Origin of the sequence: Herbaspirillum sp. WGmk3, from assembly GCF_023952535.1 — a bacterium.
GTDB classification, from domain to species: domain Bacteria; phylum Pseudomonadota; class Gammaproteobacteria; order Burkholderiales; family Burkholderiaceae_D; genus Herbaspirillum; species Herbaspirillum huttiense.
The window spans coordinates 1055370-1070275 of record NZ_JAKYWT010000001.1; the positions used below are offsets into that span (position 1 = coordinate 1055370).

Sequence of the window (14906 nt, forward strand, 5' to 3'; positions counted from 1 at the left end):
GTTCGGTTGGAGGAAAAAACAAAGGGCAGTCCACCGGAAAATGGACTGCCCTTGCTCAACGAAAACCGAACCCGCCTGTTGACCGAAATTCCGCTAGAAACAGTCCTCAAATCAGGCCGCCAGCAACTCCTCGCGCGTGACGGTGGCCGTGCCCAGCTTGCCGACCACGATGCCGCCGGCACGATTGGCCATGGTCACCGCATCGACCAGCGACGCACCTGCGCCCAGCATCACGGCCAACGTACCGATGACGGTATCGCCGGCACCGGAGACGTCAAAGACTTCACGCGCCATGGTCGGGAAGTGCGTGACCTCGCCCTCGCGATACAGGCTCATGCCCTCTTCCGAGCGGGTCAGCAGCAGCGCTTCCAGGTTGAGTTCGGCACGCAGCTTCTGGGCGCGTGCGGTGAGGTCTTCCTCGTTCTTCCATTGGCCGACGATGCGCACCAGTTCCGACTTGTTGGGCGTGAGCACGGAGGCCCCGGCATAGCGCGCGAAATCATCGCCCTTGGGATCGACCAGGATACGCTTGCCGAGCTTGCTGGCCGTCGCGATCATCTCGGCAACGTTGACCAGGCCGCCCTTGGCGTAATCGGAAAAGATGATCACATCGTAATCGGCCACCAGTGAATTGAATTGCGTGAGCTTGTCGCGCAACACCGTATCGGTAGGCGCTTCTTCAAAATCGATGCGCACCAGCTGCTGCTGGCGGCCGATCACGCGCAGCTTGACGATGGTGGAAATGCCAGGATCGCGGTTGAGATGGCTGCGAATGCCCATCTCGCCCAGCATGCTCTCCATCACGCGCGCCGGTTCATCGTCGCCGGTCACGCCCAGCAGCGCCGTCTGCGCACCCAGGCTGGCGGTATTGCGGGCCACGTTGGCGGCACCGCCCAGGCGCTCTTCCTTGCGCTCCACGCGCACCACCGGTACCGGGGCTTCCGGCGAGATGCGATTGACTTCGCCGAACCAGTAGCGGTCCAGCATGACGTCGCCCACGATGAGGATGCGGGCGGAATCCCAGGCTGCCGCGATGTTCTTGTCCACGATCTTGTCCGTCTTCAGGTTCAGGGGCGCGGCAGCTTACTGCGCGCGGGCTTGGAGAGAACGGCCGATGCCGTAGTACTCGATGCCGCTGTCGGCCATCAGCTGCGGATCGAACAGGTTGCGGCCGTCGAAGATCACCGGATGCTTCAGCGCTGCCTTGACGCGTTCGAAATCGGGGCTGCGGAAAGCCTTCCATTCGGTAACGATGGCCAGTGCATCGGCACCCTGCAGGGTATCCATCGGCGAAGCCGCAAAGCGGATCTGCTGCAGACGGTCGGACTCGTCGGCGAAGTCCAGTTCCAGCACGCGCGCAGCTTCCTTCATGGCGACCGGATCATAGACCGCCACGCTGGCACCACGGCGCACCAGTTCGCCGATCAGCACGCGCGAAGAGGCCTCGCGCATGTCGTCGGTATTGGGCTTGAAGGCCAGCCCCCAGATGGCGAAATGCTTGCCGGCGAGGTCTTCGCCGAAGCGCGTCACGACCTTCTTGCCCAGCACGTGTTTCTGCAGGTCGTTGACCTGCTCCACGGCCCGCAGGATCAGAAGCGACTGGTCATAGTCCCGCGCAGTGCGTTCCAGCGCCTGCACATCCTTGGGGAAGCAGGAGCCACCATAGCCGCAGCCGGCGTACAGGAAACTGTGGCCGATGCGCGGATCGGAGCCGATGCCGTGGCGCACGGATTCGATGTCGGCACCGACGCGATCGGCCAGGTTGGCCAGTTCATTCATGAAGGAAATGCGCGTGGCCAGCATGGCATTGGCCGCATACTTGGTGAACTCGGCCGAGCGGACGTCCATCCAGTAGGTGCGTTCGTGATTGCGGTTGAAGGGTGCGTAGAGCTTCTTCATGAGGGTCTGCGCACGCAGGCCTTCGGCGGTCTGGTCATGGCCGATGACGATGCGGTCAGGACGCATGAAGTCTTCGACGGCCGCGCCTTCCTTCAGGAATTCCGGATTGGAGACGACCGAGAAGCTCAGTTCAGTCTTGCCACGCTCGGCCAGCTCCTCCCTGATTGCTGCCGTGACGCGGTCGGCAGTTCCGACCGGCACGGTGGACTTGTCGACCACGACCTTGAAACCTTCCATATGGCGGCCGATGTTGCGGGCCGCCGCCAGCACGTATTGCAGGTCCGCCGAACCATCTTCATCCGGCGGGGTGCCGACGGCGATGAACTGAATGTCACCATGGGCCACGCTGGCTGCCACATCGGTGGAGAAGTGCAGACGACCGGCAGCGCGATTGCGGGCCACCACTTCTTCCAGGCCAGGTTCGTGGATGGGAATGCCGCCGTTGTTGAGGATGTCGACCTTGCGCTGGTCAACGTCCAGGCAGAACACGTCGTTACCCAGTTCGGCCAGGCAGGCCCCGGTCACCAGGCCTACGTAGCCGGTGCCGATGATGGTGATTTTCATGGTAGATCCAGAGTTCAAGTACGGCCCGCGAGGGCCTCAATTCATGACATTCAATTCTTCAGTGCGGCGCGGCGGGTACGTTTCCCACTGGCTGCAGCCCGGGCATTGCCAGTAGAACTGGCGCGCCTTGAAGCCGCAATGGCTGCACTGGTAGCGCGCCAGCTTCTGCGTATAGCCGTGCACCAGGGTCTTGACCACGGCCAGCTCGGGGCGCACGGTCTGGGGCGCGCTCATCATGCGCGCTTCCAGGAACTTGTCCAGGCCCAGCAGGGTCGGCGTACGGCGCAGTTCGTCGCTCACCAGCACATTGGCGGCATCGATGCCGTCGGCGTCCAGCACGGCCTTGAAGACCACTTCCAGCAGATCGATCGACGGGGCTTCCGCCAGGTAGGCGCGCAGCAGGTTGATGCCCTCCTGCGGGCGACCGACGGCGATGTAGCCATCCATCAGGCGCTGCGCCACCAGGGCGGTGTGCGGCACGCTCTGGTGCTCGACCCGACGCCAGGTTTCCAGCGCGCCTTCGATGTCGCCGCGCGCGCGCAGCGCATCGCCGATCAGCATGGTGGCGCGTACGCTCTTGCGGTCGGCGGCCAGGGCCTTGTCCAGCAGGGCCATGGCAGCATCGGTGTTGGTGCGCACCAGTTCATCAGCGGCCAGTTCGCAGTAGAACTGGGCAATCTCGCGCTGGCGGCCGCCGGCACCCGTGGCTTGCAGGATTTCGGCGGCGGAGATGGCGCGCTCCCATTCCTTCTCGCGCTGGTAGATCTCCAGCAGGGCGCGGCCGGCCTGGGCGCTGTAGGGGGTGTCGATGAGCTTGTTGAAGGTTTCTTCAGCGCGGTCCAGCAAGCCCGCCTTCAGGTAATCCTGGCCCAGTTCATAGAGCGCATGGCCCTGGTGCTCGGCCGGCAGGTCGGGACGCGCCAGCAGGTTCTGGTGCACGCGGATGGCGCGCTCGGTCTCGCCGCGGCGGCGGAACAGGTTGCCCAGGGCGAAGTGCAGTTCCACCGTCTCGGGATCCAGCTTGACGATTTCGATGAAGGCGTCGATGGCCTTGTCGGGTTGCTCGTTCAGGAGGAAGTTGAGCCCCTTGAAGTAGCCGCGCGGCAGTGTGCGCGACTCGGACAGCAACTGGTTGATATCCACCCGCGCGGCAATCCACCCCAGGCCGAAGAAGACCGGGATGCCGAGCAACCACCAAAATTCAAATTCCATAAACAGTGAGGGGCAATTAGAGGATGTGCTGCGCGGTGATCACGCTGTCAGGCTGCGGCGGCTGGGCCTGCACCTGGGCGATCTCTTCCTGCTGCTTCTGGACTTGCGACAGGGCTTTCCTGTAACGCGAGGCTTCGCGGCGGTGGCGCATCACCAGCGGCACCATGGCCAGCACGCCCAGGATCGCGCCGATCACGAAGAAGGCCAGCAGCACCAGTACCAGCGGGTCGGTGCGTTCATAACCGAGGAAGAAATGCATGGTCACTTCCTGGGTATTGCGCAGGGCGAAGAAAAAGAAGAACACGAACAGGATGGCCGCGATCAATCGGGACAGTATTTTCATGGCGTAATCCTTTCTGGCGGGTCGTGGTTAGCCCGGAGGCCCGAAGGCCAAGCTCGCCGGCAAGCGATGCGCAACACCCATGACGATAAGGGCGATGCGCGAGGGCGGTGCCGGTCCGCGGCATTATTGCGCTGGCCGGAAAAATCGCGTCGATTTCGCGCGCATTCCCGGTCAATCCAGGGTAAATCGGGATTGTACGTGAAAAAAAACGGCATCCAAAGATGCCGTTCATTTTGTTGATCTGCCTTTACACCCGTTCACCTCGCGGTGCGCGAGTGTGCAGCTTTCAACCATTCTTACTGCTCGCGGGCGCAGAAAACTTCATCTGCGCACCGCAAGAACTGCCTGGTCACAGGCCCAGCCGGGTCAATCCTCGCGGATTGGCTGGCCGACCATCGCATCGACGCGTTCGCGCAATTCCTTGCCCGGCTTGAAGTGGGGGACCCGTTTTTCAGGGACCATCACCTTGTCGCCGGACTTGGGATTGCGGCCGATACGCGGCGGACGGCGGTTGAGCGCGAAGCTGCCAAAGCCACGGATCTCGATGCGCTGGCCGGTCGCGAGCGCGTCGACCATGGCATCGAGGATGGTTTTGACCGCGTAATCCGCATCCTTGGCAACAAGTTGCGGATAACGCTCAGCCAGACGGGCGATCAGCTCCGACTTTGTCATCGTGACCGGAAGATCAGTTCTTGTTGTCGAGCTTGGCCTTCAGCAGCGCGCCCAGGCTGGTGGTGCCCGAAGCAGCGTTGGAGTCAGCCGACATCTTCTGCATGGCTTCCTGGGTCTCGGCGTTGTCCTTGGCCTTGATCGACAGCTGGATGCTGCGAGCCTTGCGGTCGATGTTGATGACCAGGGCTTCGACGGCGTCGCCAACCTTCAGGTGGGTACCGGCATCTTCCACGCGGTCGCGGGAGATTTCGGAAGCGCGCAGGTAGCCTTCGACTTCGTCGGTCAGCTGGATCACGGCGCCCTTGGGCTCAACCGACTTGACGGTACCGGTCACGATCGCACCCTTGTCGTTCAGGGCTGCGAAGTTGTTGAACGGGTCGCCTTCCAGTTGCTTCACGCCCAGGGAGACGCGCTCGCGTTCCACGTCGATGGCCAGCACAACGGCTTCCAGCTCGTCGCCCTTCTTGAACTTGCGCACGGCTTCTTCGCCAGCTTCGGTCCAGGACAGGTCGGACAGGTGCACCAGGCCGTCGATGTTGCCCGGCAGGCCGATGAACACGCCGAAGTCGGTGATCGACTTGATCGAACCCTTGACCTTGTCGCCCTTCTTGTGGCTCATGGCGAAGTCGTCCCACGGGTTCGGCTTGCACTGCTTCATGCCCAGGGAGATACGACGACGCTCTTCGTCGATTTCCAGAACCATGACTTCGACTTCGTCGCCCAGCTGGACAACCTTGTTCGGGGCCACGTTCTTGTTGGTCCAGTCCATTTCGGAGACGTGCACCAGGCCTTCGATGCCTTGTTCGACTTCCACGAATGCACCGTAGTCGGTCAGGTTGGTGACCTTGCCGAACAGGCGGGTGCCTTGCGGGTAGCGACGCGACAGGCCGGTCCACGGATCGTCGCCCAGTTGCTTGACGCCCAGGGAGACGCGGTTCTTCTCTTGATCGTACTTGAGGACCTTGGCGGTGATCTCTTGGCCAACCGACAGCACTTCCGACGGGTGACGTACGCGACGCCATGCCAGGTCGGTGATGTGCAGCAGGCCGTCGATGCCACCCAGGTCAACGAACGCACCGTAGTCGGTGATGTTCTTGACGATACCGGTGACGACGGTGCCTTCCTTCAGGGTTTCCATCAGCTTGGCGCGCTCTTCGCCCATCGAGGCTTCGATCACGGCACGGCGCGACAGAACGACGTTGTTGCGCTTGCGGTCCAGCTTGATGACCTTGAATTCCAGGGTCTTGCCTTCGAACGGGGTGGTGTCCTTGACCGGACGGGTGTCGACCAGCGAACCCGGCAGGAAGGCACGGATGCCGTTGGTCAGAACGGTCAGGCCGCCCTTGACCTTGCCATTGACGGTACCGGTGACGATCTCGCCGGACTCCATCGCCTTTTCCAGCGAGAGCCACGATGCCAGACGCTTGGCCTTGTCGCGCGACAGGATGGTGTCGCCGAAACCGTTTTCCAGGGATTCGATCGCAACGGAGATGAAGTCGCCGACGTTGACTTCGACTTCGCCGTTGTCGTTCTTGAATTCTTCAACAGGGATGAACGCTTCGGACTTCAGGCCGGCGTTGACGATCACGAAGTTGTGATCCAGGCGCACGACTTCTGCCGAGATGACTTCACCCGAACGCATGTCCTGACGCGACAGCGATTCTTCGAACAGAGCAGCAAATTCGCTGGAGGTATCAACACCTGCAGCGATAACGGTAGTGGTAGACATAAAAGAAAGTAAGAAAGATTGGCCGGTATCCGTGTGATGCAATCAGGCTGACTTGCACTGCCGTCTTCGTTGCCGCCGACGACATGGGTACTGGGTTAGGTTTATCAACACCCGTCAGACTTTGCATCTGCCGGGCACCAATGGCACTACGGGTACAACAAGGACTTGCCCATGATGGGTACTGAACGGGCCGTTTCAAGCGGATTGCAACGGATTTCAGTGTCCCAGGGCAGCGTACCAGCTGAGTACCTGCTGCACCGCTTCGTCAGCGGTCATGTCGGATGTATCCAGGTGATATGCACCCTCCGCAGCCTTCAAGGGGGCCGACGAGCGATTCATGTCGCGTTCGTCGCGCTCCTTCAAATCTCTGGAGAGGTCTTCGATATTAGCAGAAAAACCCTTGTCAATCAATTGCTTATAGCGTCTTGTAGCGCGAGCTTCCACACTGGCGGTCAAAAACACCTTCAGACGGGCACCGGGGAAGATGACGGTGCCCATGTCGCGGCCGTCGGCCACCAGGCCGGGAGGTTTCCTGAATGACAACTGCAGGCCGTACAAGGCCTGGCGCACGGTGATCAGGGCCGCGATCTTGGAGGCGGTATTGCCGACCTCTTCGGCGCGGATGGCCTGGGTCACGTCTTCATTGGCCAGGAAGATGTGGCCGCCATCGAAATGACAGTGCAGGTGCTCGGCCGCCTTGGCCAGGGCGTGTTCGTCATCCAGGGCTACGCCGCGGCGCAGCACGGACAGCGCCGTCAGGCGGTACAGCGCGCCCGAATCCAGGTAATGGAAACCCAGTTGCCGCGCCACCTTCTGCGCCACGGTGCCCTTGCCGGAGGCGGTCGGGCCATCGATGGTGATGACCGGTATCTTTGCTTTTTCCATGGCCTGAACCCTTTATCTGTGAATAATTTAGTGCTTTTACTTTCAGAGACAGGGTGTATCAGATCAAGGTTTGCTCGGCAATCTTTTTGAAAACGTCAAAATAATCGGGGAAGGTCTTGGCCACGCACTTGGGGTCGTTGATGCGAATACGGTTGCCGCGCCGCAATGCACCATCCAGCGCCGCCAGCGAGAAGCACATGGCCATGCGATGGTCGTCATAGGTATCGATGGCGGCCGTACCGATCTCGGCCGGGGGGATCACCGTGAGGTAATCAGCGCCCTCTTCCACCTGCGCACCCAGCTTGCGCAACTCGGTCGCCATGGCCGAAAGACGGTCGGTTTCCTTGACGCGCCAGCTGGCGATGTTGCGCAGGGTGCTGGGACCGTCGGCGTAGAGCGCCGCCACGGCGATGGTCATCGCTGCATCCGGAATGTGGTTGAAGTCGGCATCGATGGCCTTGAGCGGGCCATTGGAGGAGGCCTCGATCCAGTTCTCGCCCATGGTGATGGTCGCGCCCATCTGCTCCAGCGCTTCGACGAAGCGCACGTCGCCCTGGATGCTGTCGCGGCCCACGCCCTCGACCCGGATCGGGCCGCCGGTGATGGCACCGGCGGCCAGGAAGTAGGAGGCCGACGACGCATCGCCCTCGACGTGGATGCTGCCGGGGCTGCGGTAATGCTGGCCCGGCTTGACGGTGAACTGTTGCCAGCCGTCGCGCTCGACCTCGACGCCGAAGCGGCGCATCAGGTTCAGGGTGATCTCGATGTAAGGCTTGGAGATGAGTTCACCGACCACCTCGATCTGCATGACCTCCTCACGCGCCATCAGGGGCGCGGCCATCAGCAAGGCCGTCAGGAACTGGCTGGAGACGTTGCCGCGCACCTTCATGCGCGCCGATGTCAGCTGGCCACGGCGGATATGCAGCGGCGGGTAGCCGGGATTGCCGGTGTACTCGATGCGCATGCCCACGGCATTCAAGGCATCCACCAGGTCGCCAATCGGCCGCTCGTGCATGCGCGGCACGCCATGCAGAGTGTAGTCGCCCCCCAGCACGGCCAGGGCCGCCGTCAGCGGACGGATGGCGGTACCGGCATTGCCCATGAAGAGATCAGCCTGGTGCACCGGCAGCACGCCGTTGACGCCATGGACGATGTAATCCTGGGTACCTTCGATCTGCTCCCACTTCACCCCCAGGGTCTGCAGGGCCATCAGCATGACCAGCGTATCGTCGGAAGCCAGCAGGTCGAAGATGCGGGTGGTGCCGCCCGAGAGCGCCGCCAGCAGCAGGATGCGGTTGGAGATGCTCTTGGAGCCCGGCAGCTTGACCGTGCCTTGCACGTGCGGGACCGGGTTCAGGTCGATATGGCGGGGGTAGGAAGGCTGTTTCATCTTGCTTGCTTTTCTGTGGATGATGCGGTGATGGAATCGGGCCGCCCAGGCGGCTTTGACGATGTGGCCAAGAAAGAATGTTCAGTTGGCCTTGCGCTCGGCCGCCTCGATGGCGGCCGCCCATTGCTGGCGGGCATGCTGGGCGTTGGCATAGATCTTTTCGAGGCCCGCGCCGTCGCTGTCGGCAATCATCGCGCGTATGCCCTGCAATTGCACCAGATAGGCATCGACCTCGGTGAGCAAGGCATCACGGTTGGCCAGCGTGATGTCGCGCCACATCTCGGGCGAGGAGGCAGCAATGCGGGTGAAATCGCGGAAACCGCTGGCGGCATACTGAAACAGGGTCCCGGCATGCGGCTTGGCGGCGATGTCATCCACCAGCGCAAAGGCCAGCACGTGCGGCAAATGGCTCACCGAAGCGAACACCGCGTCATGCTCCTGCGGCGAGAGGCGATGGATGATCGCACCACAAGCGCGCCAGGCGGCGGCCACGGTTTCGACATCGGACTCGCTGTTCTCGGGCAAGGCGGTGATGACCACTTTCTTGCCTTCATACAATTCGGCCAGCGCGGCTTCCGGACCATGTTTTTCACGGCCCGCAATCGGATGCGCCGGGACGAACTGCGCAATACGCTCCCCCATCGCCTTGCGGGCGGCGGCCACCACATCGCTCTTGGTACTGCCGGCATCGGTGACGATGGCCCGGGCCTCCAGATGCGGCTTGATGGAAGCGAGGATGGCTTCGGTCTGCGCCACTGGCGCGGCCACCAGGATCAGATCGGCACCGGTAACGGCGGCGGCCGCATCGGTGGCAATGGCATCGATGATGCCCAGCTCGCGCGCTCGCTCGAGGCTGGCCAGCGAGCGGCCCACGCCGACGATGTGCGCGGCCTGGCCGGCACGGCGCAGCGCCAGGGCGAACGAGCCGCCGATCAGACCCACACCGAAGATGACGACTTTCTTGAACACGTTGAACTCAGCCTTGAAGAATGGCGGGACGGCAGGCGCTCACAGGCCCAGCGGATAGGAGCCCAGCAGCTTGAAGAAGGCGGCGTTCTGGCGCAGCTCTTCGAGCGCCTTGGCGACCTTCTCATCCTGCTCATGACCTTCGAGGTCGACGTAGAAATAATATTCCCACGCGCCCATGCGGGCCGGACGCGACTCGAAGCGCGTCATCGACACGCCATGCCGCGCCAGCGGTGCCAGCAGGTTGTAGACCGCTCCGGCCTTGTTGGGCACCGACAGCACGATGGAAGTCTGGTCGCGCCCCGACGGTGCCGTGCGCAGGCGGCCGATCACCGCAAAGCGAGTGCGGTTGTGCGGATCGTCCTGGATGTGGGCGTTGACCGTCTGCAGGTTGTACTTCTGGCCCGCGATTTCACCGGCAATGGCCGCCACGCTCTTGTCTTCACCTGCCATGCGCGCGGCCTCGGCGTTGGAGGCCACCGCCTGGCGTTCGATGGCAGGATAGTTCTGATTGAGCCACGCATTGCACTGGGCGAGGGCCTGCGAATGCGCGCAGATGCGGGTGATGCCTTCCATGTTGCCGCTGGCGGTCATCAGGCTGTGATGCACAGGGATCGCCACTTCACCGCTGATGGTCAGCGTGGTCTGCAGCAGCAGATCGAGCGTGCGGTTGATCACGCCTTCGGATGAATTCTCGATGGGCACCACACCGAAATCGGCGGTACCGGCTTCGGCATCGCGGAACACTTCATCGATGGACACGCAGGGCAAGCCCTCGATGGCATGGCCGAACTGCTGGTACACGGCCTGTTCGCTGAAGGTGCCTTCGGGGCCGAGATAGGCCACCACCACACGCTTTTCCAGCGCACGGCAGGCCGACATCACTTCACGGAAAATGGTCTGGATATCGGTGCCCAGCAAGGGGCCGGGATTGCGGTCGGCGGCGCGGCGCAGGACCTGCGCTTCGCGCTCGGGACGAAACACCGGGGCATTGGTCTCGGCCTTGACGTGGCCCACTTCCTGCGCGACACGGGCGCGCTGGTTCAGCAGGTCGAGGATCTGCGCATCGATGGCATCGATCTTCTGGCGCAGGGGCAGCAACTTGTCGTCACTCATCTTGCTCTTTCAGGTTCTGCACGGCGCACGGGCGCTACGAGCGGCCGGCGGCGCACCGGGCATGGCGTTGGCTTGGCGCACGGCCACGGCCAGCACTGCGCGGGCGATGATACGCCCGGCCAGATGCGGCCTCAGCCGTGCTGCTGTTCGAAGTCTTTCAGATAATCGACGAGAGCCTGTACGCCCTCGATCGGCATCGCGTTGTAAATCGATGCACGCATGCCGCCGACCGACTTGTGGCCTTTCAGCTGCAGCAGGCCGCGCTCTTTGGCGCCGGCCAGGAAAGTGTCATTGAGCGCATCGTCGCGCAGGAAGAACGGCACGTTCATGCGGGAACGGCAGTCCGCTGCGATCCGGTTGCTGTAGAAATCGGTGCTGTCCAGGTAGCCGTAGAGCAGCTCGGCCTTGGCGATGTTGCGCGCTTCCAGCGCGGCCACGCCACCCTGGCGCTTGATCCACTGGAACACCAGGCCGGCGATGTAGATCGCGTAGGTCGGCGGGGTGTTGTACATGGAATCGTTGTCGGCCACGATCTTCCAGTCGAAGGCCGAGGGACAGAACGGCAGCGCGTGACCCAGCAGGTCTTCGCGCACGATGACGATGGTCACGCCGGCCGGGCCGATATTCTTCTGGGCGCCACCATAGATGACGCCGTATTGCGAGACATCCACCTCGCGCGAGAGGATGTGCGAGGACATGTCGGCCACCAGCGGTGCACCATCGGTGTCGGCGGCGACCTCGGGCGTATATTGGTATTCGACGCCGTCGATGGTCTCGTTGCTGCAGATGTGCACGTAGGCGGCATTGCGCGAGAGCTTCCAGTCGGCACGTGCCGGGATGCTGGAAAACTTGTGATCAGCCGAGGAGGCTGCCACGTTCACGCTGCAGTAGCGCCCCGCTTCCTTGATCGACTTGGTCGACCAGGAACCGGTGTTGATGTAGTCGGCCACACCGGCTTCATGCTTGCCTGCCGGCGAACGCAGCGCCGCCAGGTTCATCGGGATGATGGCGTTCTCGGCGATGGCCCCGCCCTGCAGGAACAGCACCTTGTAGTTGGAAGGGATGTTCATCAGCGCGCGCACATCAGCCAGCGCGGCTTCGATGATGGACATGTATTCCTTGCCGCGATGGCTCATCTCCATGACCGACATGCCACTGCCATGCCAGTCCAGCATCTCGTCGGCTGCCTGTTGCAGCACTTCCTTGGGCAATACCGCCGGACCGGCGGAAAAGTTATAAACCATGTCTGCGTTCGCCATCAAAAAAGACGGCGGGCACGCGGCCCGCCGCCCTGGACTTGCTTTACTCGCCTGCGGCTGGTGCTTCGCCGCCGGCCGCCTCTGCGCCTTCGCCTTCGATCACGTCTTCCACATCGGACTCGACCACGCGCTGCAGGCCCGACAGCTTGGTGCCGTCTTCCACTGCGATCAGGGTCACGCCCTGGGTCGCGCGGCCCATCTCGCGGATCTCCGAGACACGGGTGCGGATCAGCACGCCGCCGGTGGTGATGAGCATGATCTCATCGCTGGAATCGACCAGCGTGGCGGCCACGACCTTGCCGTTGCGCTCGCTGGTCTGGATGGCGATCATGCCCTTGGTGCCACGGCCGTGACGGGTGTACTCGGTGATCGGGGTACGCTTGCCGAAGCCGTTTTCGGTGGCGGTGAGCACGGACTGCTGTTCGTTCTCGGCCACCAGCAGGGCGATGACTTGCTGGGTTTCTTCCAGATTCATGCCGCGCACGCCACGGGCGGTACGGCCCATCGGGCGCACATCGTTTTCATCGAAACGCACGGCCTTGCCGCCGTCGGAGAACAGCATCACGTCATGCGCGCCATCGGTCAGGGCGGCACCAATCAGGAAGTCGCCTTCGTCCAGGTCCACGGCGATGATGCCGGCCTTGCGCGGGTTGGAGAAGTCCGACAGCGGGGTCTTCTTGACCGTGCCGAGGCTGGTCGCCATGAAGACATAGCGGTCATCCGGGAAGCTGCGATTGGCACCCGACACCGGCAGGATCACCGTGATCTTCTCGCCATCCTGCAGCGGGAACATGTTGACGATGGGCTTGCCGCGCGAATTGCGCGAACCCTGCGGCACTTCCCAGACCTTCAGCCAGTACAGGCGGCCACGGTTGGAGAAGCACAGGATGTAGTCGTGCGTATTGGCGATGAAGAGCTGGTCGATCCAGTCGTCATCCTTGGTCGCCATGGCCTGCTTGCCGCGGCCGCCGCGCTTCTGCGCGCGATACTCGGAGACCGGCTGCGACTTCATGTAGCCGGTGTGCGACAGCGTCACCACCATGTCCTGCGGGGTGATCAGGTCTTCGGTGGCCAGGTCGGTGGCGTTGTGCTCGATGGTGGAGCGGCGCTCGTCCTTGGCACCGATGCCGTAGTCATTGCGGGCGGCGTTGAGTTCGTCGGTGATGATGGCGGTGACGCGGGCCGGCTTGGAGAGGATATCCAGCAGGTCGGCGATCTGCGCCATCACGTCCTTGTATTCATTGACGATCTTGTCCTGCTCCAGACCGGTCAGGCGTTGCAGACGCATCTGCAGGATTTCCTGCGCCTGTTCGTCGGAGAGCTTGTAGAGGCCGTCGGACTGGATGCCGTAATGGGCCGGCAGGCTTTCCGGACGGAAGGCTTCGATGCCGCCCGGATTGCCTTCGCCAGTGCGGGCCAGCATCTCGCGCACCATGGACGAATCCCAGGCGCGCGTCATCAGTTCTGCCTTGGCGATCGGCGGGGTCGGTGCGGCGCGGATGATGGCGATGAAGTCATCGATGTTGGCCAGTGCAACGGCCAGGCCTTCGAGCACGTGGCCGCGTTCGCGCGCCTTGCGCAGTTCGAACACGGTGCGGCGGGTGACCACTTCGCGACGGTGCGACAGGAAGCATTCCAGCAGTTGCTTCAGGTTCAAGAGGCGCGGCTGGCCATCGACCAGCGCCACCATGTTCATGCCGAAGGTGTCTTGCAGCTGGGTCTGCTTGTAGAGGTTGTTGAGCACCACTTCAGGCACTTCGCCGCGCTTGAGTTCGATGACCACGCGCATGCCCGACTTGTCGGATTCGTCGCGCAGGTCGGAAATGCCTTCGAGCTTCTTGTCGCGCACCAGCTCGGCGATGCGTTCCAGCAGTGCCTTCTTGTTGACCTGGTAGGGCAGCTCATCGACGATGATGGCGATACGGCCTTCGCGGCCATACTCTTCGAAGTGGGTCTTGGCGCGCATGACCACGCGGCCACGGCCGGTGCGGTAACCATCGCGCACGCCCGAGACGCCATAGATGATGCCGCCGGTCGGGAAGTCCGGTGCCGGGACCAGTTCGATCAGTTCATCGATGGTGCAGTGTTCATTGGCCAGCAGGTGCAGCGCGCCGTTGATCACTTCGGTGATGTTGTGCGGCGGGATGTTGGTGGCCATGCCCACGGCGATGCCGGAGGAGCCGTTGACCAGCAGGTTGGGGATTCGCGTCGGCAGGACCGAGGGTTCCTTTTCCTTGCCGTCGTAGTTGGGCACGAAATCGACGGTTTCCTTCTCGATATCGGCCAGCAATTCGTTGGAGATCTTGTCCAGGCGGCACTCGGTGTAACGCATCGCCGCAGCGCCGTCGCCGTCGATGGAACCGAAGTTGCCCTGGCCGTCGACCAGGGTGTAGCGCAGCGAGAAGTCCTGGGCCATACGCACCAGGGTGTCGTAGATGGAGGCGTCGCCGTGCGGGTGGTATTTACCCATGACTTCACCGACCACGCGCGCGCACTTCACGAACGGGCGATTCCAGACGTTGTTCATCTCGTGCATCGCATACAGCACGCGGCGGTGCACCGGCTTCAAGCCATCGCGCACATCCGGCAGTGCCCGACCCACGATCACGCTCATGGCGTAATCGAGGTAACTCTTGCGCATCTCTTCTTCGAGGGAAATGGGGATGGTTTCTTTAGCGAATTGATCCATTGGAGAGTCGAAAGATGTTTCCCGGCCAGAAAATCGTGCCGGGCGGGCGTGGCCCTTGGACTGATCAGAACAGCGCATTCTAGCACGCCAGGAGGGTCAAAAGCCCGTCAAACGCCCTCAATGACCCTGCAACGGCATGCTTCGCGAGGACACCCGGCCCGGTGCCGGACATCACCGCAAGC

The 14906-nt window shown here is 62.6% G+C and carries 12 protein-coding genes; all 12 read right to left on the reverse strand.

Going from position 1 to position 14906, the window contains the following annotated elements:
• Positions 1–111: 111 nt before the first annotated feature.
• The 12 genes from rfaE1 to gyrA all read right to left on the reverse strand — a co-directional run bounded on the left by rfaE1 (position 112) and on the right by gyrA (position 14724).
• Positions 112–1047 carry a D-glycero-beta-D-manno-heptose-7-phosphate kinase gene (gene rfaE1, locus MKD49_RS04640; RefSeq protein ID WP_276843677.1) on the reverse strand — a complete coding sequence of 312 codons (936 nt, stop codon included), beginning with the start codon at positions 1045–1047 and terminating at the stop codon, positions 112–114.
• Positions 1048–1083: 36 nt separating this feature from the next.
• Complete coding sequence (locus MKD49_RS04645; RefSeq protein WP_204725920.1) at positions 1084–2463, reverse strand: UDP-glucose/GDP-mannose dehydrogenase family protein; 1380 nt, start codon at positions 2461–2463, stop codon at positions 1084–1086.
• A gap of 36 nt (positions 2464–2499) precedes the next feature.
• On the reverse strand, positions 2500–3675 hold the full coding sequence (gene lapB, locus MKD49_RS04650; RefSeq protein ID WP_034332765.1) for a lipopolysaccharide assembly protein LapB: 1176 nt from the start codon (positions 3673–3675) through the stop codon (positions 2500–2502).
• A 16-nt stretch (positions 3676–3691) separates the two neighbouring features.
• Positions 3692–4018, reverse strand: coding sequence for a lipopolysaccharide assembly LapA domain-containing protein (locus tag MKD49_RS04655; RefSeq protein WP_034332766.1), 327 nt, complete (start codon positions 4016–4018; stop codon positions 3692–3694).
• 366 nt (positions 4019–4384) lie between these two features.
• Positions 4385–4690: an integration host factor subunit beta gene (locus MKD49_RS04660; protein WP_006462119.1), complete on the reverse strand. Its 306-nt coding sequence runs from the start codon at positions 4688–4690 to the stop codon at positions 4385–4387.
• Between the two features lie 13 nt (positions 4691–4703).
• Positions 4704–6419: a 30S ribosomal protein S1 gene (gene rpsA, locus MKD49_RS04665; RefSeq protein ID WP_008331552.1), complete on the reverse strand. Its 1716-nt coding sequence runs from the start codon at positions 6417–6419 to the stop codon at positions 4704–4706.
• A gap of 216 nt (positions 6420–6635) precedes the next feature.
• Positions 6636–7304 carry a (d)CMP kinase gene (gene cmk, locus MKD49_RS04670; protein WP_034332767.1) on the reverse strand — a complete coding sequence of 223 codons (669 nt, stop codon included), beginning with the start codon at positions 7302–7304 and terminating at the stop codon, positions 6636–6638.
• Between the two features lie 58 nt (positions 7305–7362).
• On the reverse strand, positions 7363–8694 hold the full coding sequence (gene aroA, locus MKD49_RS04675) for a 3-phosphoshikimate 1-carboxyvinyltransferase (protein WP_252695593.1): 1332 nt from the start codon (positions 8692–8694) through the stop codon (positions 7363–7365).
• A gap of 81 nt (positions 8695–8775) precedes the next feature.
• Positions 8776–9663 (reverse strand): prephenate dehydrogenase, encoded by an 888-nt coding sequence (locus MKD49_RS04680; RefSeq protein ID WP_134136662.1) that lies wholly within the window; start codon positions 9661–9663, stop codon positions 8776–8778.
• 39 nt (positions 9664–9702) lie between these two features.
• On the reverse strand, positions 9703–10776 hold the full coding sequence (pheA, locus tag MKD49_RS04685) for a prephenate dehydratase (RefSeq protein WP_121043536.1): 1074 nt from the start codon (positions 10774–10776) through the stop codon (positions 9703–9705).
• A 131-nt stretch (positions 10777–10907) separates the two neighbouring features.
• Positions 10908–12020, reverse strand: coding sequence for a 3-phosphoserine/phosphohydroxythreonine transaminase (gene serC / locus MKD49_RS04690; RefSeq protein WP_039787311.1), 1113 nt, complete (start codon positions 12018–12020; stop codon positions 10908–10910).
• 58 nt (positions 12021–12078) lie between these two features.
• Entirely contained in the window at positions 12079–14724 is a 2646-nt protein-coding gene (gyrA, locus tag MKD49_RS04695) for a DNA gyrase subunit A (RefSeq protein ID WP_134223183.1), read from the reverse strand.
• Between the last annotated feature and the right edge of the window lie 182 nt (positions 14725–14906).